Genomic DNA, 24,844 nt, shown 5'->3' on the forward strand with positions numbered 1-24,844 from the left:
ATCTGGCTGATATGAAACCCTTTGGCCGAAAAAGCAAGATCAGGGGTGGATGTGGGGAAACGATTCGACTCCGGAGCGCGGACCGGAGTACGGACCGGGGTGGTGATCGTCGGGGCGGGCCCGGCGGGGCTCGTCCTGGGGAACCTGCTGCTGGACAGCGGTATCGACTGCGTGATCCTGGAACGGCGCGGACGCGAGGCGGTGGAGGGGCGGGCCAGAGCGGGATTCCTGGCCGCCCACTCCGTCCGCGTCCTCACCCGACACGGCCTCGCGGACGGGATGTTGGCCAAGGGCCACACCCACCGCACCTGCCTCTTCCGCAGCGAGCGGGGTGAATTCACCCTCGACTACGGCGAGTTGGGGCGCGGCGAGGTCCACACGGTCTACCCCCAGCAGGAGTTGGTACGGGACCTGCTCGCCGAGTACCTCCGACGCGGCGGCGAGATCCGCTTCGACACGGAGGTCGAGGAGATCTCCGAGGGCGCCCGGGTACGGACGTCCGACGGCACGGACGTCACCGGGCGCTACGTCGCCGGGTGCGACGGACACCGGGGAGTCGCCCGCGCGACCATGACCGCCCACGGGACGCGCACCGCCCGCTGGGACCACGGCGTGAGCTGGCTCGCGGTCCTGGTCGAGGCCCCGCCGAGCATGGAAGCCGTCGGATACGCCCTGCACGAACGGGGATTCGCCGGCCACATGGCCCGTACGGCGACCGTCACCCGCTACTACCTCCAGTGCCCGCGCGGGACCGATCCTGCCGACTGGAGCGAGGACCGGATCTGGGCCGAACTGGAAACCCGGTTCCGTGTCGACGAGTTCGGCGTGCTCAAGGACGGTCCGGTCCTGGAGAAGGCGGTCGTCGACCTGCGCTCCGACGTCCTCGACACCCCCGGCGAGGGCCGACTCTGGCTGGCGGGCGACGCCGCCGGCCTCATCAGCCCCTCCGCGGCGAAGGGCGCCAACCTCGCCGTACTCCAGGCCGAACGCCTCGCCCAGGCACTGACATCGGCGCTCAAGCACGCCGACGAGAGCGACCTCTCCCGCTACGCCGCCGACTGCCTGCCGCGCGTCTGGCGGGCCCACGAGTTCTCGCACTGGATGAGCGGCCTGCTGCACGGCCCGTCCGCCGAGGACACCGACAACACCGTCGAGGCCCACGCCCGCTACGGCCGCGCGCTCCAGTACGCCCGCCTGGACAGCCTGCGCACGTCCCGCACGCACCAGGACCTCTTCGCCGAGAACTACACGGGCATCTGACCCCGTCCCGCGCCTTCTCGTCTCCCGCCTCCCGCCTCCCGTCCCCACGATCCACCGGGAACCCCTTCATGAACCTCCCCGTCGTACAGGCACGCCTCGCCGCAGCCGACGTAGCACGCATCGAGCGCGCGGCGGCCTACGTCGAGACCCACGACACGGACAAGGTCCTGGCCGAACTCCTTCCGGCCCTCACGTCGGCCGAACGGGCGGACGTCTCACGCCACTTGGTCTTCGACCACACCGCCGTCCTGGTCTTCCCGGACTCCCTCGACGGCCTCTGCGAGGAACTCCGCCGTCTGGGCTTCGAACCGGGCCCGGTGACCCCGAGCGTCGTGGTCCGCGACCGCCTGACCCGCCGCTACGGCCCGGAGCTCGCCGAGATCCCGGTGGGCATCGTGCACGTGGCGGTGGGGGGACGCAGCGTGGAGATCTTCGCGCTCCCGGTGCCCCCGGAGTCCGCACTGGAGGCGGTGGCCGCGGACGAACGCGAGGCGGAACACGAGTCCCACCACGCCTTCGCGGTCACGGCCCCCGGCCCGGTGGTCCCCGCCGGCCTACGACTCCTCCTCCAGGAGCGGGGCGGCGCGGTCCCCGACGGCGGCGGCTACAACGGCCACGAGAACGTCACCGTCCTCTACCACCGCACCACCACCCACCGCCGCTTCGAACTCCGCCTCCCCGGCCGCCACTTGCCCCTCCCCGACCCGACGACAACCCTGCTCACCGTGATGACCGGAGCCTGGGCCACCCAAGCGGTGGCGACGATGGCCGAGTTGAACATCGCGGACCACCTGGCGGACCACCCCGGCATGTCGGCGGAGCGGCTGGCCACCCTCACCTCGACGCACCCGGACGCGCTACGCCGCCTGCTCCGCTACCTGACGACACTGGGCCTGCTGACCGCCGCCGACGACACCTACCACCTCACGGCGGCAGGCCAACCCCTGCGCACGGCAACGGAGTTCTCCCTGCACCCCCTGGCCAAGCTCTACGCGGGCCCGTTCTACGACTCCTTCGCCGGCCTGACCCACTCCGTACGCACCGGCGAGGAAGCCTTCGCCCACCGCAACGGTAAGCACCACTTCGCCTACTTCGCCGAACACCCCGAACTGGGAAGCCTGTTCCACCGCTCGATGGCGGCCAGCGCGGAGATGTTCACTCCGGTACCGACGCTGATCGACTTCTCGAAGGCCCGCCGAGTGGTGGACGTGGGCGGCGGAAACGGCGCGCTGCTCGGTCGGTTGCTCCGAGCCCACCCCCACCTGGAGGGCGTCCTCTACGAACGCCCCGGCGCCCTGGAAGCCGCCCGCACCCGACTCACCGAACGCTGCTCCTTCGTAGCCGGGGACTTCACCCGCTCCGTACCGGAGGGCGGAGACGTCTACCTCCTCTCCCGGGTCCTCCACGACTGGGACGACGACCGCTGCCTGACGATCCTCGGCAGGTGCGCGGACGCGATGCGCCCGGGCGCCCAACTCCTCGTGGTGGAGCGCCTGTTGCCCACCCCGACAGCGGTCGCCTGGGACGTCCACATGCTGTGCAACGTCGGCGGCCAGGAACGCGACGAGGACCACTACCGACGCCTGCTGGAGAAGACAGGCTTCGAGATGCGGGCGAGTCACGCCCTGCCGTTGGGAGCGTCACTCATCACTGCTGTGCGGGCAACTCCCTGATACTCCAGGCGTAGTTGTGGACCTTGGAGGGCGAGGCGGTGCCGACGGGCGCGGTCACTCCGGACGGCCCCTCATGTCGCCGTCAGCGCCGCCAGGGCGCGGTCCATCGCGGCGTTGAATTCTTCCGGCGTCAGCGGCAGGCGGGACTTGACATCCCGACTCCACTGGTCGGCGAGAACCTCGGCGGAGCCCTCCTCGACACCGTCGAGCGCCGCGTCGGCCAGGTCCGACGGCGCGATCTTGGCCACGGGCCAGCCCGCGGCCATGTCGGTGTCGGCCAGGCCGAGATGCACCGCTGTCACGAGCGTGCCCTGCTCGGCGAGTTCCAGGCGGACGCCGTTGGTCATGGCCCAGGCGGCGGCCTTGGTCAGGTGGTAGGCATTGGCGCCCTTGCCCCCGAACCATGACATGGCGGAGAGGACGTTGACGATCGCGCCCCCGCCGTTCCCGGCGAGCGTCGGCGCGAACTCCCGGATCATTCCCAGGTGGCCGAACACGTTGGTCTCCAGCTCGTGCCGTACCGCGTCCAGCGAACCGGTCACCAGGTCGGTCCCCGTCTGGATGCCCGCGTTGTTGATGAGCAGCGAGACGTCCGGGGCGGCCTCGGCCGCGGCCCTCACGGATGCGGGATCGGCGATGTCGAGGGGCAGCACGTCGACCCCGGGCAGGTCCACGGTCTCGGGCCGGCGAGCCGTCGCGTAGACCTTGCGGGCGCCCCGTTCGAGCAGACGCTTGGCGAAGGCGCGGCCCAGGCCGCGGTTGGCTCCGGTGACAAGGGCGACTGAGTTGTTGATGTCCATGCCCGGTACGCTAGAACCTGACGCTGACGTCAGAGGCAAGTGGTCCTCGGGGCCGGGGCGAGGGGAATCACCATGACCGTCACAGAGGCCGCGGCCGAGCGGCTGATCCGCATCGGCGAGGTGGCACGGGGCGCCGGCGTCTCGGTACGCGCCGTGCGCTACTACGAGCAGCAGGGGCTGCTCGTCGCGCGGCGCAGCCCATCAGGCCAGCGCCTCTACCGGCAGGACGCCGTCACCCTGATCCGGTTCTTCCAGCAGATGTTCGCCGCCGGCCTGACCAGCCGAAGGATCACGGAACTCCTTCCGTGCTGGGACTCCGGGCACACCGACGCTGACCAACGAGCCATGCTGCGCGCCGAGCGGGACCGCATCCAGGCCAAGATCGACGACATGCAGGCCGCCCTGGACCGCCTCGACGAGGTCATCGCGATCACGGACACGCACCCGTAGGCACGGTCGGCCGGACGACCCGGCCGAGTTGCTCACGCGGCCTGCTGTTTCCGACCCTCGGTGCGGGCGCCGGCGGAAGCCGCGACGCCCACGCACCCGGACGAACCCCTAACCCGCCTGACCCATCCCCGCGGCGTTGGGCCAACTCTGAGCCTGAGCCTGGGCATTGGGCCACCCAGTCGCAGGCGCCGGTGCAAGGTTCTGCATCCCGTTGGGACTGGTAGCCCCTCGAACCTGCGCCGCGGTAAGCCCGTTGCGCGCGGGCACACCGGTCGGGGTCGGCCCCTGCGGCATCGGAGCGGGGGCGGGCGCGGGTACGCCGTAGGGCTGTTGGGGCATCTGCTGGGGTACCTGTTGCGGCATCTGCATCGGCATGCCGACCCCGTTCGACTGCTGGTCCGCCATGCCGGTCATCGGCATCTGCTGAACCTGCGCGGCAGCCACCATCGGCTCGAACCGCGGCTCGAACTGCGGCTGTTGAGGCTGCGGCACAGGCTGCGGCTGGGGCACCTGCATGGGCACCGGCTGAGGCTGCATCGGCATCTGCGCCGCCGCGGGCATCGGCATCTGCGCCGGCATGCCGACCCCCGACGTCCCCGTGCCGAGGAGCGCCTGCGCGGCGAGGTTCTGCATGCCGGCCCCGTTGGTCGCCCCGACCAGGCGGTCCACGGCCGCCGTACCCGAGCTGTAGTTGGTCCCTGTACCCAGCTCGGGTACGGCGGCTCCCCTCCTGGTCCCGTAGAGCACCTGTTCCATGCCGGACACCAGGCGACGCACGTCCGTCTGGGGGCGCACCACGAGCCGCAGGAAGCGGCTGGACGAACCGATCTTGTTGCCGCACTCGCGGACGAGGATGCGGTGCTCGGTGAGCATCCGGTCCCGGACCACCGTGCCCTCGGCGCCGACGGGGAGGCGGACGAAGAGGAAGTTGCCCTGCGAGGGATAGACAGTCAGGCCGGGCAGCGCGGAGAGATGGCTCGCCATGTCGAGCCGGTCGCGGCGCACCTGCTGGAGGCTCTGCGCGTACTCCGCGCCGTGCTCCTTGAGGATGAACACCACATGCTCCGCGAAGGCGTTGAGGTTCCACTTGGGGAGCATCGAGCGGATGCGGCCGGCCAGGGCGGGGTTCGCGACGAGGTAGCCGAACCGTATGCCGTGCAGGCCGAAGTTCTTGCCGAGGCTGCGCAGCACGACGACGTTGGGGCGCAGCATCGCCTCTTGTACGACGCTGGGTTCGACCTCGGCGTCCGCGAACTCCAGGAAGGACTCGTCGATGATGATGAGGTCGAGGTCGGCCATCGCGTCCATGAACTGGACGAGGGCCTGCTTGTGGATGAAGCCACCGTCGGGGTCGTTCGGGTTGCAGATGACCGCGACCTTGGTGTTGCGCTTGCGGATGAACTCGGCGTACTGCGTGAGGTCGAGGGCGAAGCCGCTGGACTCCTGGAGCGGGAACATGTCGACCCGCTTGCCGGTCTCCATGGGCTGGTCGGTCCAGCGGCCGAAGGTGGGGACGGGGATGGCGAGTGACTCGCGGACCATCAAGTGGTCGATCCAGGTGATCAGTTCGGTGGAACCGTTGCCCATCGCCACGCAGCTCGGCGGGAGTTGGAGCAGGTTGCAGAGCTCGGCCGTGATGGTGTCGGCGCTGCTCGGGTAGTACGTGATGATCTCGCGCAACCGGGCCGCCATCTCGTCGAACATGGCGGGGGTGGGGAAGTACGGGTTGCACGGAATACAGAAGTCCACCGGGCCGGTGCCGTCGCTCTCACGCGCCAGCGCTGCCATCGACGGGCTGTGCGCCGCCGTACTGCGGAACAGCGAGGTGACGTTGGAGTCGACCAATGGAACCTCCGTATGAAGGCGGGCCCGGTGGGGACGACCGGGCCCGTCGTCTTGGGTGGCCCGCGCGGGGGAGCACGGGCCACCCATCAATACGGGGACGGGAGTGGCGCTGTTCAACCTGTGTGAAATTCGTGTGAGTTCGGAAACCCCGGCGAGAGGTCACGCCCCACAGGGGCGCGGGGAACTGCGCGCCCGGCCACGACGGACCCGCAGCTCCCCACGGCCTGGCCGGCGAAGCGCCTACGCGCCGAACGAGTGGATCGTGGTCGTGCGATACGTCTGACCCGGGCGCAGCACCGTCGTCGGCCACGACGGCTCGTTCGGGGAGTCCGGGAAGTGCTGGGTCTCCAGGGCCAGTCCGTCGCCCTGCCGGTAGGTGCGACCGGATGTGCCGATCAGCGTGCCGTCCAGGAAGTTGCCCGAGTAGAACTGCAACCCCGGCTGGTCGGTGGAGATCTTCAGGGTGCGGCCGGAGGCAGGGTCGCGCAGGGTCGCGATGTGTTCCGGCTTCGCCGTGACGCCCTTGTCCAGTACCCAGTTGTGGTCGAAGCCCTTGGCCGTGACCTGCTGCGGGTGCCCGGCCCGGATGTCCCGGCCGATCGGCTTGGCCTTGCGGAAGTCGAAGGGCGTGCCCGCGATCTTCGCCAGCTCACCGGTGGGGATCAGCCCCGAGTCCGTGGGCGTGTACCGGCTTGCCGCGATGGAGAGTTCGTGGTCGTAGATGCCGCCGTTGCCCTCGCCCGCGAGGTTGAAGTACGTGTGGTTGGTGAGGTTGACGACCGTCGGCTTGTCGGTGGTGGCCTCGTAGTCGATACGCCAGTCGCCGTGCTTGGTGAGGGTGAAGGTCACCTTCGTCTTGAGGGTGCCGGGGTAGCCCATCTCGCCGTCCACGCTGGTGTAGTGGAGGTGGAGGCCGACGTCGGAGCCCTTGGTGAAGGGCTCGATGTCCCAGACCTTCGTGTTGAAGCCCTTGGCACCGCCGTGCAGGCTGTTCACGCCGTCATTGACGGAGAGCTGGTACGCCTTGCCGTCGAGGGTGAACTGCCCCTTGGCGATGCGGTTTCCGTACCGGCCGATGGTCGCGCCGAAGAACGTGGTGCCTGCGACGTACGCGGCGAGGTTGTCGTAGCCGAGCGACACGTTGGCGTACTTGCCGTGCCGGTCCGGGAGTTCGAGCGACTGGACGATGCCGCCGTAGGAGAGGACCTTCAGGCGGGTGCCGCCGTTGGCCAGCGACCAGCGGTAGACCTTCGTCCCGTCGGCGAGAGTGCCGAAGAGTTCCTTCACGGGCTTGCCGCCGCCTCCCGGGCTCGCTGCCTGCGCCGTACCCGTACCGAGTGCGCTCGCGGCGATACCGGCTGCCGCGGCGCCTGCAATGACCGTGCGTCTGTTCAGTTCCATTGAGCGGCTCCTGCACATGGAAGGGGCCCCGCCGTGCTGTGCGAATGACAGACGTACGGGGCCCGGGCTGGACTTACGATCCGGACTTGCGTTTGTTCCACACATCGAAGCCGACCGCGGCCAGCAGGGCGAGGCCCTTGATGACCTGTTGCCAGTCGGTGCCGACGCTGAGGAGGTTCATGCCGTTGTTCAGCACGCCGAGGACCAGACCGCCGATGATGGCACCGAGAACCGTGCCGACACCGCCGCTCATGGACGCGCCACCGATGAACGAGGAGGCGATGGCCTCCAGTTCGAAGCCGTCGCCGGCCTTCGGCGAGGCCGCGTTGAGGCGGGAGGTGACCACCAGACCCGCCAGGGCCGCGAGCACGCCCATGTTCAGGAACACCTGGAAGCTGACGCGCTTGTCCTTGACGCCGGACAGCTTCGCGGCCGGCAGATTGCCGCCGATCGCGTAGATGTGGCGGCCGAAGACGGTGTTGCGCATCACGTAGCCGTAACCGACCACCAGGACACCGAGGATGATCAGGATGACCGGCGCGCCGTTGTAGCTGGCGAGCAGCATGGTCAGCCAGACGATCGCCGCGACGATCGCCACCAGCTTGAGCAGGAACAGCTTCACCGGCGGCACGTCGAGCGAGAACTCCAGCTGCCGGCGCCGGTCGCGGACCTCCTGCCACACCACCGCGGCGACCATCGCGAGCCCCAACAGCAGGGTGATGTTGTGGTAGTTGGTGTTCGGGCCGACCGCGGGCAGGAAGCCGTTGCCGATCTTCTGCAGACCGTTGGGGAAGGGGCCCAGCGTCTGGCCCTGGAGCAGGATCTCCGTGAGGCCGCGGAAGAGCAGCATGCCGGCGAGGGTGACGATGAAGGACGGTATGCCCGCGTAGGCGATCAACAGCCCCTGTACGGAGCCCGCGACGGCGCCCATCAGCAGGCACAGCACCAACGCGACGGGCCACGGCACCTGGTGATTGACCATCAGGACCGCCGCGAAGGCGCCCACGAACGCCGTCAGCGAACCGACCGACAGGTCGATGTGCCCGGCGATGATGACCATCATCATGCCGATCGCGAGGATCAGGATGTAGCTGTTCTGGAGCACCAGGTTGGAGACGTTGCGCGGCAGCAGCAGGTCCCCGCCGGTCCACACCTCGAAGAGGATCACGATCAGACCCAGGGCGATCAGCATGCCGTACTGGCGCATGTTGCGCCGCAGGCCGTCCAGCATCAGCTGCAACAGGCCGCCGCCCGCGGCCGATCCGCTCCCGCCCGGCGGCGCGGGGGCCGGGCTCTTGGCGGTCACGTCCGTGCTCATCGCGTTACCTCTTTGTCCTTCGTCATCTGGCGCATCAGCACTTCCTGCGTGGCCTCGGCCCGGGGCACCTCACCGGTCAGCCGGCCCGCCGCCATCGTGTAGATGCGGTCGCACATGCCGAGCAGCTCCGGCAGTTCGGAGGAGATGAAGACCACCGCCTTGCCCTCGGCGGCGAGTTGGTCGATGACCGTGTAGATCTCGTACTTGGCGCCCACGTCGATACCGCGGGTGGGCTCGTCCAGGATCAGCACGTCGGGACCCGCGAAGATCCACTTGCTGAGGACGACCTTCTGCTGGTTGCCGCCGGACAGCTTGCCCACCGGCTCGAAGACCGTCGGCGCCTTGATGTTCATCGACTTGCGGTACCGCTCGGCGACCTGCCGCTCCTCCTGCTCGTCGACGACTCCGCGCCGGGAGACCTTGTTCAGGGCGGCCAGCGAGATGTTCCGGTTGATCGTGTCGATGAGGTTGAGGCCGTAGTGCTTGCGGTCCTCGGTGACGTACGCGATGCCGTGTCCGACCGCCTCCGCGACGGACTTGGTACGGATCTCCACGCCGTCCTTGAGGACCGTGCCGCCGGCGTACCGGCCGTAGGAGCGACCGAAGACGCTCATCGCGAGTTCGGTGCGGCCGGCGCCCATGAGTCCGGCGATGCCGACGATCTCGCCCCTGCGCACATTTATTGACACATCGTCAACTACCTTGCGCTGCTGGTCGATCGGATGGAACACGGTCCAACCGCGGACCTCCAGCGCGGGTGCCGCCTCGGGCTCGCCCTCGTGCGGGGTGCGCTCGGGGAAGCGGTGGTCGAGGTCGCGGCCGACCATGCCGGAGATGATCCGCTCCTCGGTCGTCTCCGGCGCCTTCACGTCGAGGGTCTCGATGGAGCGGCCGTCGCGCAGGATCGTCACCGAGTCGGCGACCTTGCGGATCTCGTTCAGCTTGTGCGAAATGATGATGCAGGTGATGCCCTGCGTCTTCAACTCCAGGATGAGATCGAGGAGTTTGCCGCTGTCCTCGTCGTTCAGCGCCGCCGTCGGCTCATCCAGGATGAGCAGTTTCACCTTCTTCGACAGCGCCTTCGCGATCTCCACCAACTGCTGCTTGCCCACGCCGATGTCGGCGACGCGGGTCTCCGGGTGGTCGCTCAGGCCCACCCGGCGCAGCAGTTCGGTGCCGTGCCGCAGCGTCTCGTTCCAGTTGATGAGCCCGCGCGTGGCGTGCTCGTTGCCGAGGAAGATGTTCTCCGCGATGGAGAGGAACGGCACCAGCGCCAGCTCCTGGTGGATGATCACGATGCCGCGCTGCTCGCTGGCCCGGATGTCGCGGAAGCGGCACTCCTCCCCTTCGAAGAGGATGTCGCCCTCGTAACTGCCGTGCGGATGGACGCCGGAGAGCACCTTCATCAAGGTGGACTTCCCGGCGCCGTTCTCACCGCAGATGGCGTGGACCTCGCCCTGACGGACCGTCAGTGTGACGTCCGACAGCGCCTTGACACCGGGAAAGGTCTTGACGATCGAGCGCATTTCCAGGACGGGTCCCGCCATGGTCGTGCCTACCAATCAAGTGTGGGGTCGGGTAACGGGCCGCGGGCTTACTTGAGTTGCGCGTCCGTGTAGTACCCGCCCTTGACCAGCACGTCCTCGTAGTTCGTCTTGTCGACGCTCACCGGCTGCAACAGGTAGGCGGGGACGACCTTGGTGCCGTTGTCGTAGGTCTTGGTGTCGTTGGTCTGCGGCGTCTTCTTGTTGAGGACGTCGTCGATCATGGTGTCCGCGACCTTGGCGAGCTGGCGGGTGTCCTTGTAGACGGTCTGCGTCTGCTCACCGGCGATGATCGACTTCACCGAGGCCAGCTCGGCGTCCTGGCCGGTGATGACCGGCAGCGGCTTGGCGGAGGTGCCGTAGCCGTCCGACTTCAGCGCGGACAGGATGCCGATGGAGATGCCGTCGTAGGGCGAGAGCACCGCGTCGACCCGGCCGGTCTTGTACGAGCCGGTGAGGATGTCCTCCATGCGGTTCTGCGCGGTGGTGCCGTCCCAGCGCAGGGTGGTGACCTTGTTGAGCGCGGTCTGCCCGGACTTGACGACCAGTTCCTTCTTGTCGATGTACGGCTGGAGCACCTTCATCGCGCCGTCGAAGAAGTACTTGGTGTTGTTGTCGTCGTTCGAGCCGGCGAACAGCTCGATGTTGAACGGGCCCTTCTTGCCGGTGGTCAGCCCCAACTTCTCGGCGATGTACGTGCCTTGGAGGGTGCCGACCTTCTCGTTGTCGAACGAGGCGTAGTAGTCGACGTTCTTGGTGCCGAGGATGAGGCGGTCGTAGGCGATGACCGGGATCTTCGCGGCGGCGGCTTCCTGGAGCACGTTGTTCAGGGACTTGTTGTCGATGGCCGCGATGATCAGGCCCTTGACGCCCTGGGTGATCATGTTCTCGATCTGCGAGACCTGGGTGTCCGGGTCGTCCTCGCCGTAGACCAGCTTGGTCTTGTAGCCCTTGGTCTTGAGGTCGCTGACCATGTTGTTGCCGTCGGAGATCCAGCGCGCGGAGGACTTCGTCGGCATCGCGATGCCGATGGTGCCGCCCTTGGCACTGCTCTCCTTCTCCTTGCTGCCGCCCGAGCCGCTCTGGCCGCAGGCGGACAGGGTCAGGGCGAGGGTGGCGGCGCCGGCTATCAGAGGGAGGGCGCTTCTGCGGATGCGCATGTGAACTGGCCTCATTCTTCTCGTCGTTGAGAGTGCAGCGAGCGTGGGGGGTGGTCCAGGATGCGGGGGCGTGCCTGTTGAGTTGTGTGGTGCGGGCCCGGTGGGGGCTGGTCGCGCAGTTCCTCGCGCCCCTTCGGGAGCGGGCCTGTGCTGAAGAGGTGCGGGCTTTGGTGGCGTGGGTTGTGTTGTGTGGTGCGGCCCGGTGGGGGCTGGTCGCGCAGTTCCTCGCGCCCCTGGGGGGGCGGGTGTGTGTTTGTGAGGTGCGGGTTCGTTGTGGCTGGTCGCGCAGTTCCTCGCGCCCCTTTGGGGCCGGCCCGGGGTTTTTTTAGGGGCGCGGGGAACTGCGCGACCAGCCCCCACCGGGCCCGCAGACCCCAGCGGTCAGTCGGTGGTGGTCTCGGTCGGGAAACGGTGGAGGGAGCCCGGCAACCTCGTACCGAGGGCCGCCATGTCGCCGTCCGCGCCGTGCCTCGCGAGGAGGTCCAGGGCCAGTCGGCCCCGGCGGACCCGCTCACGCGCCGTGTCGAGGGTGACGTCGCGCAGGTGGGTGCCCCACGGGTAGATACCGGGGGCCTTGGAGAGGCCGAACTTCAGGTACAGGGGGGCGCCTCGGCGGATCAGTTCCGCGACCTCGTACATCCGGATGTAGCCACCGAGGTCGTCCGGCGCCTCGATGTACATGTCCATGGGGGCGGCCGACACCCGCCGGATCTCGGTCAGGTGATCGAGCGTCAGATCGCTGGGCACGTTGAGCGAGTCCGCGCCCAGGCGTTCGTACACCGCGTACGCCGCCGGGTTGACGGGACCGATCAGCGCCGACACCTTGAGTGTCGTGTCGGCCGGGATGATCCCGGCCACCCGCGCCCGGTGCAACGTCCACAGCACGCCCTCGTCCGCGACGAGCAGGCACTTGACGCCCAACTCCGTTGCCCGCACGGCGTCTTCGATGCACCCGGCGACCGCGTCGTGGCCCCGGGCACGCAGACCTCCACCACGCGAGTCGGAACGGACCGAGCCGCCGATGTCCCACGTCCCGCGCGGCCCGGTGAACAGGCAGAGCTCGATGTCGCGTTCGGCGGTCGCCTCGACCATCTCGGTGATCTCGGCGTCGGTCAGCATCCACACCCCGCTGCCCTGGCTGATCCGGTGGATCGGCACGTCCAGGCGCGAGGACTCCTTGAGGATGACCGCCAGCGCCTCGGGCCCCTCGCACGAGGGGATCTCGGTGCGCCAGCGACCGCCGTCCGGGAAGGTGTGGGTGGAGGCGTCGGCGGGGTCGAGGGCGGGCGCGCCCAGACCGAGCGCGGAGAGGGCCTGCTCCCCGGGCCTGCGGGCTGCCGTGGCGGTGTCGGTCACTTGCTGTCCTTCGCGTTCGGTATTTCGGACGAGGTTCGCGGCTCGGGGTAGAAAAAAGCTCTGGTGGTACGCCGGCACGGGGTGGTCAGGTCACCCCGTGCCGGCGCACGGCTGGGGTTTCCTACGGCCGCAGCAGCACCTTGCCGACCTTGGGATCGCCGGACCCCACCAGCTCGATGGCCTGCGGGAACTCGGCGAGCGGCAGCTCATGGGTGACGAGGGGGAGTGGGTCGAGCAAGCCCGCCCCGAAGACCCGGACCGTGTGCGCCCAGGCGTCCGGCGGCGCCCCGAAGACGGTGTGCACCTCCAACTGCCGTACGACGAGATCGGTGGGGTCGAGACCCTCGGCGCCCGGCGCCGGGATACCGGTGAGAACCAGGCGTCCACCGCGCCGGAGCAGGGAGGCGGCCGTACGCGCGGCGGACGCGGACCCGGCGGTCTCGATCACGACGTCGAAATCGTCGGGCAACTCCTGGTCCCGGGTGAGGAATCGGCTCGCACCGAAGTCCTTCGACAGTTTCGCGCGGTCGGGCCGGGTGCCCACCACGAGCAACTCGGCGGGCGAGCCCGCCTTCAGGAACTGCACCGCGAACATCCCGAGCGTGCCGGTACCGACCACCGCGACCCGCTCACCCGGGCGGGCGTTCGCCTTCAGCGCGGCGGCCGCGATGCAGGCAGCGGGCTCAAGCAGCGCCGCCGCCGTCAAGTCGGCCTCGTCCGGGAGGACATGGAGGAGCCGGGCGGGCAGCGTGAGGGTGGCGGCCATCGCGCCGGGCTGGGTGAAGCCGGTCTCCTCGTAGCCCGCCGTGCACAACGTTGTCTCGCCCGCGTGACACCGGTCGCAGACCTGGCAGTTGCGGAAACCCTCGCCAACGACCTTGCGGCCCACGAGAGTTGCGGGCACACCCGCGCCGACCGCCTCCACCGTGCCGGACCACTCGTGGCCCGGCGTGAGGGGGTAACGGACGTATCCCTCGGGCCTGTTGCCCTGGTACACCTCGCGGTCGCTGCCGCAGATGCCGACCGCGTGGACGCGCACCAGCGCCTCGCCCGCGTCCGGCCGCCGCGGCTCGTGCGAGGCCAGCCGGTGCTCGCCCGGTGCCTCGATGACGACCGCGGTGCTCACTTCGAACCCTTCGGCTTGCGCTGCTCCCAGCCGTCCGCCCACAGGTCGAACCGGGCCTGCTGCTGCGGGAATTCGGCCGCCGCGTCGACGTCCAGCTCGACACCGAGACCGGGCGCGTCCGAGAGGTGGAAGTAGCCGTCGATCACCTGCGGGGCGCCCTTGACGACCTTCTTGATGTCCGCGTCCGCGAAGTCGTTGAAGTGCTCCAGGATCTTGAAGTTCGGCGAGGAGAAGCCGACTTGGAGCGAGGCGGCGGTCAGCACCGGTCCGCCGACGTTGTGCGGGGCGACGAGGACGTAGTGCGCCTCGGCGGTCGCGGCCAGCTTGCGCGTCTCCCAGATGCCGCCGATGTGACCGACGTCGGGCTGGATGATGTCGACGGCCTGGCTCTCGAACAGCTCCCGGAACTCGATCCGGTCGTGGATGCGCTCACCCGTCGCGATCGGGATGTCCACCTTCGCGGCGACCTTCTCCAGCGCCTTCAGGTTCTCCGGCGGAACCGGCTCCTCCAGCCACGCGGGCTTGAACGGGGCGAGTTCGTGCGCGAGCCGCACGGCGGTGGAGGGCGAGAACCGGCCGTGCATCTCCAGCATCAGCTCGGCGTCCGGACCGATCGCGTCCCGCACGGCCTCGATCAGGGAGACCGCGTACAGGGTCTGCTCGTGGTCGAGTTCGAAGTGCCCGGTGCCGAAGGGGTCGATCTTCAGCGCCTTGTACCCGCGCTCCACGACCCCCTGGGCGGCCTTGTGATAGGCCTCCGGGGTCCGCTCGGTGGTGTACCAGCCGTTCGCGTACGCCTTCACCTTGTCGGTGACCTTGCCGCCGAGCAGCTGCCACACGGGCACGCCGAGGGCCTTGCCCTTGATGTCCCAGCAGGCCATCTCGATCACGGCGATGCCGGACATGACGATTTCACCCGCGCGCCCGTAGTCGCCGTACTTCATCCGGCGTACGAGGTCTTCCACCGCGAACGGGTCGGAACCGAGAATGTGGTTTGCCTCGGCCTCGCGCAGGTAACCGATCAGCGCGTCGGTGTGGCCCAGCATCCGGGTCTCGCCGACGCCGGTGACGCCCTCGTCGGTGTGCACTTGGACGTACGTCAGATTGCGCCATGGCGTCCCGACCACGTGCGTACTGATTCCCGTGATGCGCACGGCAGATGCCCCCTGTGCTCTTCAGTGCTGTTCGAAATATCGGCTCACGTTCGAAATGCTGGGCAGACAGTAAGGACGGCGGGGCGGGGGTGTCAATGGGTCGAACGCGTAACGGTTTCGGCAAGAGACGCGATCGGCGTACCGCTCGGCCGCGTCGGTTCGTGTCGATTCTTGTCGTTTGCCGCCGCGTCCCCACACAACTTTCACAGGCGTGACTATGAACGTTACCTGTGAGGAACTTAGTCTTCCCGCGTCATGGACTACTGCCACCCCTGCGGCCGGCACCTGAACGGCGCCCTCGCGTGCCCGGGGTGCGGCGCATCAGCCGAAGTGCCCGCCGACTCAACTCAGGCCCACGCGCGCGGAGTTGACGCGCGCCCGCAAGCGGACGGCGCCCGGCACGAGGGCGGCGGCCCGCCCGACGGCGGCCACGAGGAGGACGCCGAGGGCACCGAACACCAGGGGCGCGCCGCGAGGCGGAGGAACCGCGGGCGCGGGCGGGGCGGCGGCGACTTCGACGGCGACACCGAGGGCCCGTACGACCAGAGCGCCGAACACCAGGGGCGCGCCGCGCGGCGGAAGAATCGCGGACGGGGCCGGGACGAGAGCGCCCTCGCCTCGGTCGGGGACGACGACGGCGACGCCGAGAGCCCGGACACGGCGAGCGCGAGCCGTCGCGATCGCAAGGCCGCGGCACACCGTCGGCGGCGGCGCCGGGTGCTTCTCGTAACGGCCGGTTTCGTACTGGCGGCGGGCGGCCTGAGTCTGGCAGAGCTGGGCACGGACGCGCCGTTCTCGACCCAGAGGTCCGCGGCGCCGGGTGCGTCGGCGGAGGGCGGGGCGGACGCGGAGGCCAGCCAGACGGCGGAGCCCCTGGACGTCACGAAGACCGTCGGAACCAGCGCGGGCACGGCGTCCCCGGACGCCTCGGCATCACCGTCCGCGTCGCCGTCGAAGTCCGCGAAGGAGACGAAGGACCCCAAGGAGACGGGGACCCCGACGACAGGCACCGGCGACGACTCCACGTCCCCCGCGTCGACGTCCTCGACGGACCCGGCCACCACCCCGTCCTCGGAACCGTCGTCCTCGGACCCGAGCCCGACACCGTCGCCCTCGGAGACCTGCAAGCAGATCCTGTGGTGGTGTTCCTGAGCCGCCCGGCTCAGACCTCCAACATCCGCCGCAGCAACCCCCGCAACGCCAGCCGCTCCTCGTCCGAGAGTCCGGCCAGCGGCTCGCGCGCGAACCGTAGGGATTCCCGCAGGCTACGGGCCACCCGGCGCCCCTCGTCCGTGGCCGCCGCCAGCTTCACGCGCCGGTCGGCGGGGTCGGGGCGGCGCTCCACCAGGCCACGCGTCTCCAGCCGGTCCACGATCCCCGTGACGTTCGACGGCTCGCACTTCAGCTTCAGCGCCAGCTTGCGCATCGGCAGCGGCTCCAGGGACAGCAGGCTGAGCAGCCTGGCCTGTGCGCCGGTCAGCCTGTGGTCGCCCGCCGCCTCCTCGTAGTCCGCGTAGAACCGCGCCACGACATCGCCGATCAGCTCGACGACCTCCACGGTCACGGGGTCGGAGCGGCGCGTCTTTTCGGGTGTGGCCATGGACTCACAGTACCCCGTTACTTGACATCATGAAATATTCAGGCGCATGGTTGTTTCAGGTACTGAAGTATTTGGCAGTAGGCGAGTCACCCCGCACGGCCCCCCGCACTACGAAAGGCGCTTGTGATGATCAACCGCGAATGGCACCTGCTCAGCCGCCCGGTCGGCTGGCCGAAGCCCGAGGACTTCGCCCTGGTGGAGACCGAGACCCGGGCCCCGGCCGAGGGTCAGGTGCTGGTGCGGAACAAGTACCTGTCGGTCGACCCGTACATGCGTGGCCGCATGAGCGCCCGCAAGTCGTACGCCGCCCCCTTCGAGCTCGGCAAGGTCATGCAGGGCGGCGCGGTCGGCGAGATCGTCGAGTCGAACGCCGAGGGCTTCGCGGCCGGCGACCACGTGCTGCACTTCGGCGGCTGGCGCGAGTACGCGACCATCGACGTCAAGGGCGCCGTCAAGGTCGACCCCGACCTCGCCCCGCTCTCCACCTACCTCGGCGTCCTCGGCATGACCGGCCTCACCGCCTACGCCGGCCTGCTGCGCACCGCGTCCTTCAAGGAGGGCGACTCGGTCTTCGTCTCCGGCGCCGCGGGTGCCGTGGGCAGCCAGGTCGGCCAGATCGCCAAGCTCAAGGGCGCCTCCCGGGTCATCGGCTCCGCCGGCTCGGACGAGAAGGTCAAGCTCCTCGTCGAGGAGTACGGCTTCGACGCGGCCTTCAACTACAAGAACGGCCCGGTCGGCCAGCAGCTCCGCGAGGCCGCCCCGGACGGCGTCGACGTGTACTTCGACAACGTCGGCGGCGACCACCTGGAAGCGGCGATCGGCTCCCTGAACGAGCGCGGCCGCATCGCGATCTGCGGCATGATCTCGGTCTACAACAACACCGAGCCCACCCCCGGCCCGAAGAACCTCGGCCGCCTCATCCAGACCCGCGGCCGCATCGAGGGCTTCCTCGTCGGCGACCACTACGACCTCCAGCCGCAGTTCGTCCGGGAGGTCGGCGCGTGGGTGGCCTCCGGCGAACTGAAGTACCGCGAGACGGTCGTCGAGGGCATCGAGAACAACCTGGAGGCGTTCCTCGGTCAGCTGCGGGGCGAGAACACCGGCAAGATGATCGTCAAGCTCTGACGCGGGACGTTTCCGCGACGAGGCCGCACCCCTGGACGTGGGGTGCGGCCTCCGTCCGTCACCGAGCGGATGTCACTGAGCCAGCGCCGCGCTGTGCACCGCCCGTACCAACCCCTCGTTCTCCAGGGCCGCCCCGCCCGGGAAGGCGAAGCGGCGCCGGGTGTAGCCGTAGGCCAGGCCGCTGCGGGGGTCGGCGAAGGCCTGGGAGCCGGCCGCGCCGCTGTGGCCGATCGTGCCGGCGCCCAGGAACGGGTACCAGGCGTCCGCGGTCGCCTGGAAACCCAGGCCGTACGCCCGGTGCGTGCCGGTCACCACGTCGTACCCGACGGAGTGCAGCTGCCCGAACTCCGCCGCCGTGTCCGGCTTCAACAGCGCGGCCCGGTCGTCGACCTCGCTGATCGCCGCCGCGTACAGCCCGGCGAGACCGCGCGCCGACGCCACCCCGCCGACCGAGGCGGGCCCCTTCGCCCGGATCACCCGTTCGTTCGGCAGCGACTCCAGGACGGTCGGCTGTGCCGCGTGCTCGTTGAACGCGATCGCGGCGAGACTGTGCGGCCCGGCCGGCTCCGCCGCACGCGCCTCCTCCTGCTCCGGGGTCAGCAACTGCGGCTGGACGGTGCGGAATCGGGGCTCGTGCACCGCCGGCAGCCCGAGGAAGAAATCCAGCCCGTACGGCGCCCGCACTCTCTCCTCGTGCACCTCCCGGAGCGAACGGCCCGTGGCCCGCCGTACGATCTCGCCGGTCAACGCGCCGATCACCAGGGCGTGATAGCCGAAGACCGTGCCCGGGCGCCAGAACGGCCGCTGGTCGGCGAGGCGTTCGGCCACCGCCCGGTCGTCGGCCAGCTCGTCGAGCGTGAACCCGGTGTCCGTGCCGACCAGACCCGCCCGGTGCGCGAGCAGCTCGCGCAGTGTCAGCGCGCCTTTCCCCTCGGACGCGAACTCCGGCCAGTAGTACGTCACTTTGCGGTCCAGCTCCAGCGTGCCGTCCTGCACGAGGAGCGCCACCACGAGGTGCGCGGCGCCCTTCGTGGACGAGAACACGCCATAGAGCGAGTCGCCGTCGGTACCAGGTGGCCCCGCCCACAGGTCGACGACCCGTCGGCCGTGTACGTATGCACACAACTGGCCCTCATAATCGGCGCGTTCGACCGCCACCATCGCGGCGAACTCCTCCCGCACCGTCTCGAAGCCGTCGGCTACGGTGCCGTGGATCTCCTGGGTCATCTGCTCTCCTCGACTGATCCGCTGCTCGCGTGTGCCCGTGCGCGTGTGCCGTCGCTCGTGTGTGCCATGGTGAACAACGCCCGTCCGACCTGCGGGAGTTCCCCCTTGGGATGATCCCGGAAGAGGGGCTCCGTACCGAACAGGACAGCTCGCGTGTCACTGACGACCGAGGGCCGCCCCGCCGCGTCCGCGGGACCGCCGGAGCCGTCGGCCCGCGTCCGCCAGTGCCCGGCGAGGAGCGGATTCCCGGTCGCGTACGACTGCTCGACGCGGACCGTGGGTCCGAGTCCGGTGAACCACACCGGTGCGTAGACGAAGCCGTAGGGCGGGGCGTCCGTCGTGACCGGGCCCGAATTCACCACCCGCACAACGCCGTTGGCCTCCTCGGTGCCCTCGACGGGCGTGGCCTTCAGCAGTCCGGTCGCGGAGGCGAACGCGGCGCCGGTGACGCCCCGGCCGACGAGTCCGTGCCCGGCGGAGAGGAAGGTGTCCAGTGCCGTGCGGGCGGTCGGGGTCAGGTCGCCGTACTCCAACTCCGTGGACACGAACAGCACATCGGCCTTCGACCAGTCGAAGCCGGCGTTCAGGACGTCCGTCGACACGGGTGTGACGTCGAAGCCCATCTCCCGCAGCGCGAACAGCTCACCCGGGGTGACGGCGGCGGCGACGCGGACGGGGTGAAGTGCCGTGACACCGGCGAGGGTTGTGGCCTCGAACGCCACGTCGTACGCCTGAGCGGCCGTGGTCGCCCCCGCCCGCGCCGAGGGCGTGTCCGGCACGATCGCGCTGCCGTCCACCGCCCGTCGTACCGGAATCCCCTGTCGGAGAAGGGAGTTGAGGGCCGCGAACTCGGCCGGGTCGGTGAGGCGCAGCCGGAGGCCGCCGTGCGGGGCGACATGGGCGACGGGAGAGGGGGCGGAGACGGTGGTGAGGGGCGTGGCGGGGAGGCCGGGGGCGGGTTCGACCGTGGCGCCCCACAGCCGGCCCAGGCTCCAGGCCGAGATGTCGTACATCGCCGTCACCTTGTCGCTGATGTCACGGCCGTCGGCCAACAGGGCGTTCGCCAGGCCGCGTTTGGACTGGTGCATGTCGACGACGTACGGGCCGTTCGCCGCGCGTAGCACGCGGACGTCGTCGGCGATGAGATGCGCGACGAGGCGGGCGCCCGCGGTGTCGGCCGCAATGGTGTAGGCGCGGGGGAATTCGGTCGTGTAGACGTCCTCGGGGCCGATGCCCGGGACCCCCGGGACGGTCCGCGCCGACACGGGTACTTGCTCGGCGCCCGCCGCGCCCCGCCGGAACATCTCGATCTGGTCGGCGATGAGGGAAGTCCGGTGGGACCGGGCGAAGTCGAGGGTCGCGCGCATGGCCGCGCCCGCGACGGCCACGTTGACCGCGGCGCGGCGGTGCAACTCGGCGGTGGGGAGGGTGTCGTAGGCCGAGTTGTCGACCTGGAGCGGGATCTCGACCGTGTGGGCGGCCACCGCGCCCTGGAAGGCCGCGTACTGCGGGGTGAAGACCGGGGGCCAGTCGTCCCAGCCCTCCGCCTGGTCCCGGAAGGGGATCTGGGCGGGCGAGACGCCGTCCTTGGCCGGTGTGTAGCCCAGGCCGTTGACCGCGGTCTCCATGCCGAGGGCGTTGGCGTAGGTGTTCTTGAGGAAGAGGTCGTACTCGTAGTTCTCGCCGTGCGGGGGAGTGGTCGGCTCGATGAGGGTGCCGTTGACGTAACCGTGCAGGTCGAGCAGGACGGCGGGCTGTTTGTCGATCGTGAGCGCGCGGATCGCGCGGGCCTCGGGCTGCGAGGCGGTGATCAAGTCCCGGTTCAGATCGAAGCCGTTGGCGTTCGCGCGGGTGCCCGCGATACGGCCGTCGGGGTTCGCCGTGATGTTGAAGTAGAGGCGGCTGTGCGCCAACAGGTCTTTGGTCTGCGCGTCGTTGGCGGTGGCGAGCTGCTGGATGAGGTCGAGGGAGGCGTCGGTGCCCTCGCGTTCGTCGCCGTGGATGTTGTTGTCGAAGAGCACCGGGGTCTTGTAACCGGCCTTGATCTCCGGGGACTTGGCGGCGGTGGCGGGCGCGTTCTCGATGAGCTCGCGCATCCGTTCCTGGGCGGTGGCCCGGTCGGCGGTCTCCGGGGTGGTGACCGTGACGAGGTAGAGCCGGTGCCCGCCGGCCGAGACGCCCGCGACCTCGACACTCACCCGGTCGCCCAGCCGCTGAAGGGAGTTCAGGCGTGGCGCGAGGGCGTGGTATGGGGTCAGGCCGAGCTTGAGGGAGGTGTCGGCGGGGTTCGTCGGATCGGGGGAGAGGACCTGGCGGCGGGGGTAGCCGAGGCGGGCGTCGGTACGCGGGACGGTGGCGGTGAGGGCGCGGCGGGCGGCGGCGGCCGGGGCGAGGCCGGCGTGACGGTCGGGGCCGGAGCCCTCACGGGTGGCGGGGCGGGGGTCGGCGCCCGCGACGCGAGGTTGGAGCAGGAGCGAACCGGCGGCGGTGGTCAGGGCGACGGCGGTGAGCAGAACGGGTCTCGGGGGGACGGCTCTGGCAATGGTGCGCACGCGTACCTCCTCTTTGGTTCCAGAGATCGGTACGGCGAGCCGCACCTGTTCGACTCAACGGTGAACAGGAAGTTGTCGGTGTCGTCGATGCCCCGTATGGCGCATTCACGGGGCCGGGGAGGGGGCATGCTGAGGAGAGGTCACCGGTACCGGGCAGCGGACGCGGCCGGTTGGGCATGGTCGTGTTCGTCCACGTACCGCTGCGCACGACTGCGTACGGCGAGGAGGTCCCAGGTCCCATGGCAACGATTCCTTCGCTCCCCAGCAGGGACGAGGTGCTGCGCATGGCCCGCAGCACCACCGACATCACCGGCCAACTCCTGGACACGGCCGGGAACATCACCAGGATCGCGATCAACACCCTTGATCCACGGGACGGTTCGGGCGCGGAGGCGCTACGGGTGCTGCGCGAGACCACCGCCGAACTGGCCGAGGCGAGCGCGTCGCCGCAGGCCCAGGAGGCGTTCTACCGCATCGTCGACACCCTGACCCAGCTCGGCACGACCGGCGCCCCGCTGGCCGTGCACCCGGTGAGCGCACCGGCGCAGGCGCTGCTGACCGTGCTCGGCGACAGCCTGCTGCCCGTCCTGGACGCGGTGGAACCGGCGGTCGAGGAGTTCGCCACGGCACTCGGAGACCTGGTCGAGGCGGCGTCCCCGCTGTTGCCCGCGGCGGCGGGCGTGGCCGCGGGCGTGCTGCTGGCCCTCACCCCGCTGATCCGCGCGCTGGCCGACACCCTGACCGACGCCTCGCCCGAACTCCGGCGCGTGGCCGAGGCGTTGACGGCGGCGCTGGCTCCGCTGCTGCCGTTCCAGGTCGCCCTCGCGCAACGGGCGGCGACCGCGGGCGCGAACGTGATCCGGGCCGCCCTCCCGCCCCTCGCCGACCTCACGGAGGCCGCGGCGGCGACCACGAAGGTGGCCGGCCCGGTCCTGGTCGCCGGCGAGGAACTCCTGGTCTCCGCCCTGGAACGCGTCCAGCCGGCCCTCCTCGCGGCGACCTCCCGCGCGGGCCGGGTGGCCCGGGCGACGGCGGTACGGGTGACGGCGGCGGTGTCGCCGGCGGCGGACCGGGGGGTTGTGGTGGCGGTGTCGACCACATAGCGCTGACGCTGAGTAAAGTTCACCCTATGCATGATCTTGGCGCGGGATTCGGCTATCTCCTGAAGGGCCAGCGCTGGATGGCGCGGCACGGGAGGCACTACGGTTTCGGGCTGATTCCCGGCCTGATCACGCTGGTCCTGTACGTGGCGGCGCTGGTCGCGCTGGCGCTCTGGGGCCAGGACTTCGTCTCCTGGTCGACGCCCTTCGCGGACGACTGGTCGAGCCCGTGGCAGGGCCTGTTCCGCGGGTTCCTCACGGCGGTGCTGTTCGTACTGGCCCTGCTGCTCTCGGTGTTGACGTTCACGGCCGTCACGCTCCTCATCGGTCAGCCGTTCTACGAGACGCTCTCCGAGAAGGTCGACCGGGACGTCTCCCCGGACGGCACGGCCCCCGAATCGGGCCTTCCGCTCTGGCGCGAACTGTGGATCTCGGCCCGCGACAGCCTCCGCATCCTGGTCCGCGCGGTGCTGTGGGGTGTCCTGCTCTTCGCCCTGGGCTTCGTCCCGTTCATCGGTCAGACGGTGATCCCGGTGATCGGCTTCTTCGTCACCGGTTTCTTCCTCACGGAGGAGCTGACGGCGGTCGCCCTCCAGCGCCGGGGCATCGACCTCCGCGCCCGCCTCACCCTCCTCCGCTCCCGCAAGACCCTGATCTGGGGCTTCGGCACCCCCCTCGGCCTCTCCTTCCTGGTCCCGTTCGTCGCGGTGTTCCTGATGCCGGGGGCGGTGGCGGGGGCGACGATGATGGCGCGGGAACTGTTGGGGGAGGAGACCGGGGAGGGGGACCAGGAAGGGGACGCGGACGTCGGGCCGGCGTCAGTCGGCGAGTGATGCCTCCAACGCCACCGTCACCATCGCCTTCACCTGCGCGATGATGTCCACCCGGTTCCGCACGAAGTCCGGATCGGTGATCGTGCCGGTCGCCGGGTCCGTGTTCCCCGCCCCGAACTGAAGCACCGGCGTGTGGATATGCCCGCCCGGCAGCGCATCGTGCAGCCCGAGCCGGTCCCGTAGCAGCGTGGCGCGGTAGGCGATCTCGTTGGAGAGATAGTTGCCGCCGCCCCCGGCGCGGGCCGTGGACCCCGCGGTGGGCCCGTCCGGCCGTACGACAGGAGCGGTCGCGCCCGCCGGGATCTCGGTCACCTCGGTGTGGTCGTAGACGGGGAACCGCCCCGTGTCCGCGGCCACAATCGCCTTGTACGGCAGGGTCGTTGACGTCCACTGCGGCTGTGAGGCCGGGTCGGTGACGGGTACGGTCTCGGTCTTCGACACGTTGTCGTTGTCCGGATACCCGCCCCGCCAGGCCCCGTTGGTCCGCTCGACGTCGAACCGGCCCACCCGTCCCTGACTCACGGTCGTGAACAGATCCACCTTCGGCAGATACGGCCGCAGGGCCCGCTCCACGCTCCCCTCCGCGAAGTCCGCCCACCGCACCGGGAACATGGCCGTCTCGATCCGCGCCGGCCCGTCCGCGGTCCGGATCACCGTGCCGTCGAGCGCGAGCGCGGTGGCCCCGGACGGATTGGAGATCCGGATGTCCGCGTCGAGCGTGAAGGGGTCGAACCCGGTCACGAGAATCCGCTTGACCCCCTTCTCGTGCGGATACCGAATGCTGCTCTGCCCGCGCGAGGACATCTCCAACTCGGAGAGCAGGGAAGCCCGTTGCCCCTCACTGATTCCGAACCCGGGCTCCCACCCCCGTACTTCCCGAGTCATCCCCAACCGGGCCCAGTACAACGGCCGGTCATCATCCCGACTCAGATCCCCACCGGCATCCCCCCGCCCCTGAGCCCGCGCCACGGCCCGCCGCCACAACGCGGTCCCCTCGTCCACGACGATGCGCCGCGCCTGCGCGTAACTGCGCGCCCCTTCGAGCGCGTGGGTGAACTCCGGCGCCACGGTGTCGAATCCGGAGTGTTCGAGGATCTCCTGGGGGACCGCCTTGTCGAGCCGTTGCTCCTCGACGGTCGGGGACAGGGTGGTGTCGGCCGCCGCCCCGGTACTGGGGGCGGAGAAACCGGCCAGCAGGGCCAGTCCGAGGATGCTGGTCCGAACTCGTATGGCGTTCAAGGTGGTTGAGGCCTTCCGTTCGCAGTGGGGTGCGGTGCCGGACGGCCGCAGTATCGCGTGACGGGAGTGGTCTACGCCACG

The 24,844-nt window shown here is 69.8% G+C and carries 20 protein-coding genes; 7 read left to right on the top strand and 13 right to left on the bottom strand.

Annotated elements, in window-relative coordinates:
* The first annotated feature begins 51 nt into the window (after positions 1-51).
* Positions 52-1,260 (top strand): 4-hydroxybenzoate 3-monooxygenase, encoded by a 1,209-nt coding sequence (locus OG194_RS32560; RefSeq protein ID WP_327404341.1) that lies wholly within the window; start codon positions 52-54, stop codon positions 1,258-1,260.
* A gap of 68 nt (positions 1,261-1,328) precedes the next feature.
* Positions 1,329-2,933: a methyltransferase gene (locus tag OG194_RS32565; RefSeq protein ID WP_327404342.1), complete on the top strand. Its 1,605-nt coding sequence runs from the start codon at positions 1,329-1,331 to the stop codon at positions 2,931-2,933.
* A gap of 71 nt (positions 2,934-3,004) precedes the next feature.
* Here OG194_RS32565 and OG194_RS32570 read toward each other — a convergent pair whose 3' ends face one another.
* Positions 3,005-3,733, bottom strand: coding sequence for an SDR family oxidoreductase (locus OG194_RS32570; protein WP_327404343.1), 729 nt, complete (start codon positions 3,731-3,733; stop codon positions 3,005-3,007).
* Between the two features lie 72 nt (positions 3,734-3,805).
* On the opposite strand from OG194_RS32570, the gene OG194_RS32575 reads away from it, so the two are divergent.
* Positions 3,806-4,183 carry a MerR family transcriptional regulator gene (locus OG194_RS32575; protein WP_327404344.1) on the top strand — a complete coding sequence of 126 codons (378 nt, stop codon included), beginning with the start codon at positions 3,806-3,808 and terminating at the stop codon, positions 4,181-4,183.
* A 108-nt stretch (positions 4,184-4,291) separates the two neighbouring features.
* On the opposite strand, the gene OG194_RS32580 is transcribed toward OG194_RS32575, so the two are convergent.
* From OG194_RS32580 to OG194_RS32615, 8 genes are all read right to left on the bottom strand, one after another.
* Entirely contained in the window at positions 4,292-5,971 is a 1,680-nt protein-coding gene (locus OG194_RS32580; RefSeq protein WP_327407289.1) for a pyridoxal phosphate-dependent aminotransferase, read from the bottom strand.
* A 297-nt stretch (positions 5,972-6,268) separates the two neighbouring features.
* Positions 6,269-7,429 (bottom strand): aldose epimerase family protein, encoded by a 1,161-nt coding sequence (locus OG194_RS32585; RefSeq protein ID WP_327404345.1) that lies wholly within the window; start codon positions 7,427-7,429, stop codon positions 6,269-6,271.
* 73 nt (positions 7,430-7,502) lie between these two features.
* The gene (gene mmsB / locus OG194_RS32590; protein ID WP_327404346.1) at positions 7,503-8,747 is read right to left on the bottom strand and encodes a multiple monosaccharide ABC transporter permease; all 1,245 of its coding nucleotides are present in this window, start codon (positions 8,745-8,747) and stop codon (positions 7,503-7,505) included.
* Positions 8,744-10,294, bottom strand: a complete 1,551-nt coding sequence (mmsA, locus tag OG194_RS32595; protein ID WP_327404347.1) for a multiple monosaccharide ABC transporter ATP-binding protein — start codon at positions 10,292-10,294, stop codon at positions 8,744-8,746. The genes mmsB and mmsA overlap by 4 nt, the downstream gene beginning before the upstream one ends.
* A 47-nt stretch (positions 10,295-10,341) precedes the next feature.
* Positions 10,342-11,451 carry a multiple monosaccharide ABC transporter substrate-binding protein gene (gene chvE / locus OG194_RS32600; protein WP_327404348.1) on the bottom strand — a complete coding sequence of 370 codons (1,110 nt, stop codon included), beginning with the start codon at positions 11,449-11,451 and terminating at the stop codon, positions 10,342-10,344.
* Between the two features lie 381 nt (positions 11,452-11,832).
* Positions 11,833-12,807: a hypothetical protein gene (locus OG194_RS32605; protein WP_327404349.1), complete on the bottom strand. Its 975-nt coding sequence runs from the start codon at positions 12,805-12,807 to the stop codon at positions 11,833-11,835.
* Between the two features lie 121 nt (positions 12,808-12,928).
* Positions 12,929-13,933, bottom strand: a complete 1,005-nt coding sequence (locus OG194_RS32610) for a zinc-dependent alcohol dehydrogenase (protein ID WP_033286858.1) — start codon at positions 13,931-13,933, stop codon at positions 12,929-12,931.
* Positions 13,930-15,087 carry a mandelate racemase/muconate lactonizing enzyme family protein gene (locus OG194_RS32615; protein ID WP_327404350.1) on the bottom strand — a complete coding sequence of 386 codons (1,158 nt, stop codon included), beginning with the start codon at positions 15,085-15,087 and terminating at the stop codon, positions 13,930-13,932. Before OG194_RS32615 ends, OG194_RS32610 begins: the two co-directional genes overlap by 4 nt.
* A gap of 255 nt (positions 15,088-15,342) precedes the next feature.
* Here OG194_RS32615 and OG194_RS32620 point away from each other — a divergent pair, with 255 nt between their 5' ends.
* On the top strand, positions 15,343-16,239 hold the full coding sequence (locus tag OG194_RS32620) for a hypothetical protein (RefSeq protein WP_327404351.1): 897 nt from the start codon (positions 15,343-15,345) through the stop codon (positions 16,237-16,239).
* Between the two features lie 10 nt (positions 16,240-16,249).
* Here OG194_RS32620 and OG194_RS32625 read toward each other — a convergent pair whose 3' ends face one another.
* A complete protein-coding gene (locus tag OG194_RS32625) occupies positions 16,250-16,687 on the bottom strand; it encodes a MarR family winged helix-turn-helix transcriptional regulator (protein WP_327404352.1) in 438 nt (145 codons plus the stop codon).
* A gap of 126 nt (positions 16,688-16,813) precedes the next feature.
* Here OG194_RS32625 and OG194_RS32630 point away from each other — a divergent pair, with 126 nt between their 5' ends.
* On the top strand, positions 16,814-17,812 hold the full coding sequence (locus OG194_RS32630) for an NADP-dependent oxidoreductase (protein WP_327404353.1): 999 nt from the start codon (positions 16,814-16,816) through the stop codon (positions 17,810-17,812).
* Positions 17,813-17,884: 72 nt separating this feature from the next.
* On the opposite strand, the gene OG194_RS32635 is transcribed toward OG194_RS32630, so the two are convergent.
* Both OG194_RS32635 and OG194_RS32640 read right to left on the bottom strand, forming a co-directional pair.
* Positions 17,885-19,039 carry a serine hydrolase domain-containing protein gene (locus OG194_RS32635; protein WP_327404354.1) on the bottom strand — a complete coding sequence of 385 codons (1,155 nt, stop codon included), beginning with the start codon at positions 19,037-19,039 and terminating at the stop codon, positions 17,885-17,887.
* Entirely contained in the window at positions 19,036-21,591 is a 2,556-nt protein-coding gene (locus OG194_RS32640; RefSeq protein ID WP_327404355.1) for a M14 family zinc carboxypeptidase, read from the bottom strand. Before OG194_RS32640 ends, OG194_RS32635 begins: the two co-directional genes overlap by 4 nt.
* A gap of 239 nt (positions 21,592-21,830) precedes the next feature.
* On the opposite strand from OG194_RS32640, the gene OG194_RS32645 reads away from it, so the two are divergent.
* Both OG194_RS32645 and OG194_RS32650 read left to right on the top strand, forming a co-directional pair.
* Positions 21,831-22,694 (top strand): hypothetical protein, encoded by an 864-nt coding sequence (locus OG194_RS32645; protein WP_327404356.1) that lies wholly within the window; start codon positions 21,831-21,833, stop codon positions 22,692-22,694.
* A gap of 26 nt (positions 22,695-22,720) precedes the next feature.
* Complete coding sequence (locus tag OG194_RS32650; RefSeq protein ID WP_327404357.1) at positions 22,721-23,524, top strand: EI24 domain-containing protein; 804 nt, start codon at positions 22,721-22,723, stop codon at positions 23,522-23,524.
* Here the strand turns inward: OG194_RS32650 and OG194_RS32655 are convergent.
* Positions 23,510-24,763 (bottom strand): pyroglutamyl peptidase, encoded by a 1,254-nt coding sequence (locus OG194_RS32655; protein WP_327404358.1) that lies wholly within the window; start codon positions 24,761-24,763, stop codon positions 23,510-23,512. The genes OG194_RS32650 and OG194_RS32655 overlap by 15 nt on opposite strands.
* Between the last annotated feature and the right edge of the window lie 81 nt (positions 24,764-24,844).

Origin of the sequence: Streptomyces sp. NBC_01288 (assembly GCF_035982055.1) — a bacterium.
Lineage (GTDB): Bacteria > Actinomycetota > Actinomycetes > Streptomycetales > Streptomycetaceae > Streptomyces.

Excerpts from the sequence above, each read along its gene's own strand:
- chvE (WP_327404348.1), bottom strand. The coding sequence starts at position 11,451 with ATGCGCATCCGCAGAAGCGCCCTCCCTCTGATAGCCGGCGCCGCCACC.
- OG194_RS32645 (WP_327404356.1), top strand. The coding sequence starts at position 21,831 with ATGGCAACGATTCCTTCGCTCCCCAGCAGGGACGAGGTGCTGCGCATG.
- OG194_RS32575 (WP_327404344.1), top strand. The coding sequence starts at position 3,806 with ATGACCGTCACAGAGGCCGCGGCCGAGCGGCTGATCCGCATCGGCGAG.
- OG194_RS32650 (WP_327404357.1), top strand. The coding sequence starts at position 22,721 with ATGCATGATCTTGGCGCGGGATTCGGCTATCTCCTGAAGGGCCAGCGC.
- OG194_RS32565 (WP_327404342.1), top strand. The coding sequence starts at position 1,329 with ATGAACCTCCCCGTCGTACAGGCACGCCTCGCCGCAGCCGACGTAGCA.
- mmsA (WP_327404347.1), bottom strand. The coding sequence starts at position 10,294 with ATGGCGGGACCCGTCCTGGAAATGCGCTCGATCGTCAAGACCTTTCCC.
- OG194_RS32620 (WP_327404351.1), top strand. The coding sequence starts at position 15,343 with ATGGACTACTGCCACCCCTGCGGCCGGCACCTGAACGGCGCCCTCGCG.
- OG194_RS32625 (WP_327404352.1), bottom strand. The coding sequence starts at position 16,687 with ATGGCCACACCCGAAAAGACGCGCCGCTCCGACCCCGTGACCGTGGAG.
- mmsB (WP_327404346.1), bottom strand. The coding sequence starts at position 8,747 with ATGAGCACGGACGTGACCGCCAAGAGCCCGGCCCCCGCGCCGCCGGGC.
- OG194_RS32580 (WP_327407289.1), bottom strand. The coding sequence starts at position 5,971 with ATGGCAGCGCTGGCGCGTGAGAGCGACGGCACCGGCCCGGTGGACTTC.
- OG194_RS32585 (WP_327404345.1), bottom strand. The coding sequence starts at position 7,429 with ATGGAACTGAACAGACGCACGGTCATTGCAGGCGCCGCGGCAGCCGGT.
- OG194_RS32630 (WP_327404353.1), top strand. The coding sequence starts at position 16,814 with ATGATCAACCGCGAATGGCACCTGCTCAGCCGCCCGGTCGGCTGGCCG.
- OG194_RS32570 (WP_327404343.1), bottom strand. The coding sequence starts at position 3,733 with ATGGACATCAACAACTCAGTCGCCCTTGTCACCGGAGCCAACCGCGGC.
- OG194_RS32635 (WP_327404354.1), bottom strand. The coding sequence starts at position 19,039 with ATGACCCAGGAGATCCACGGCACCGTAGCCGACGGCTTCGAGACGGTG.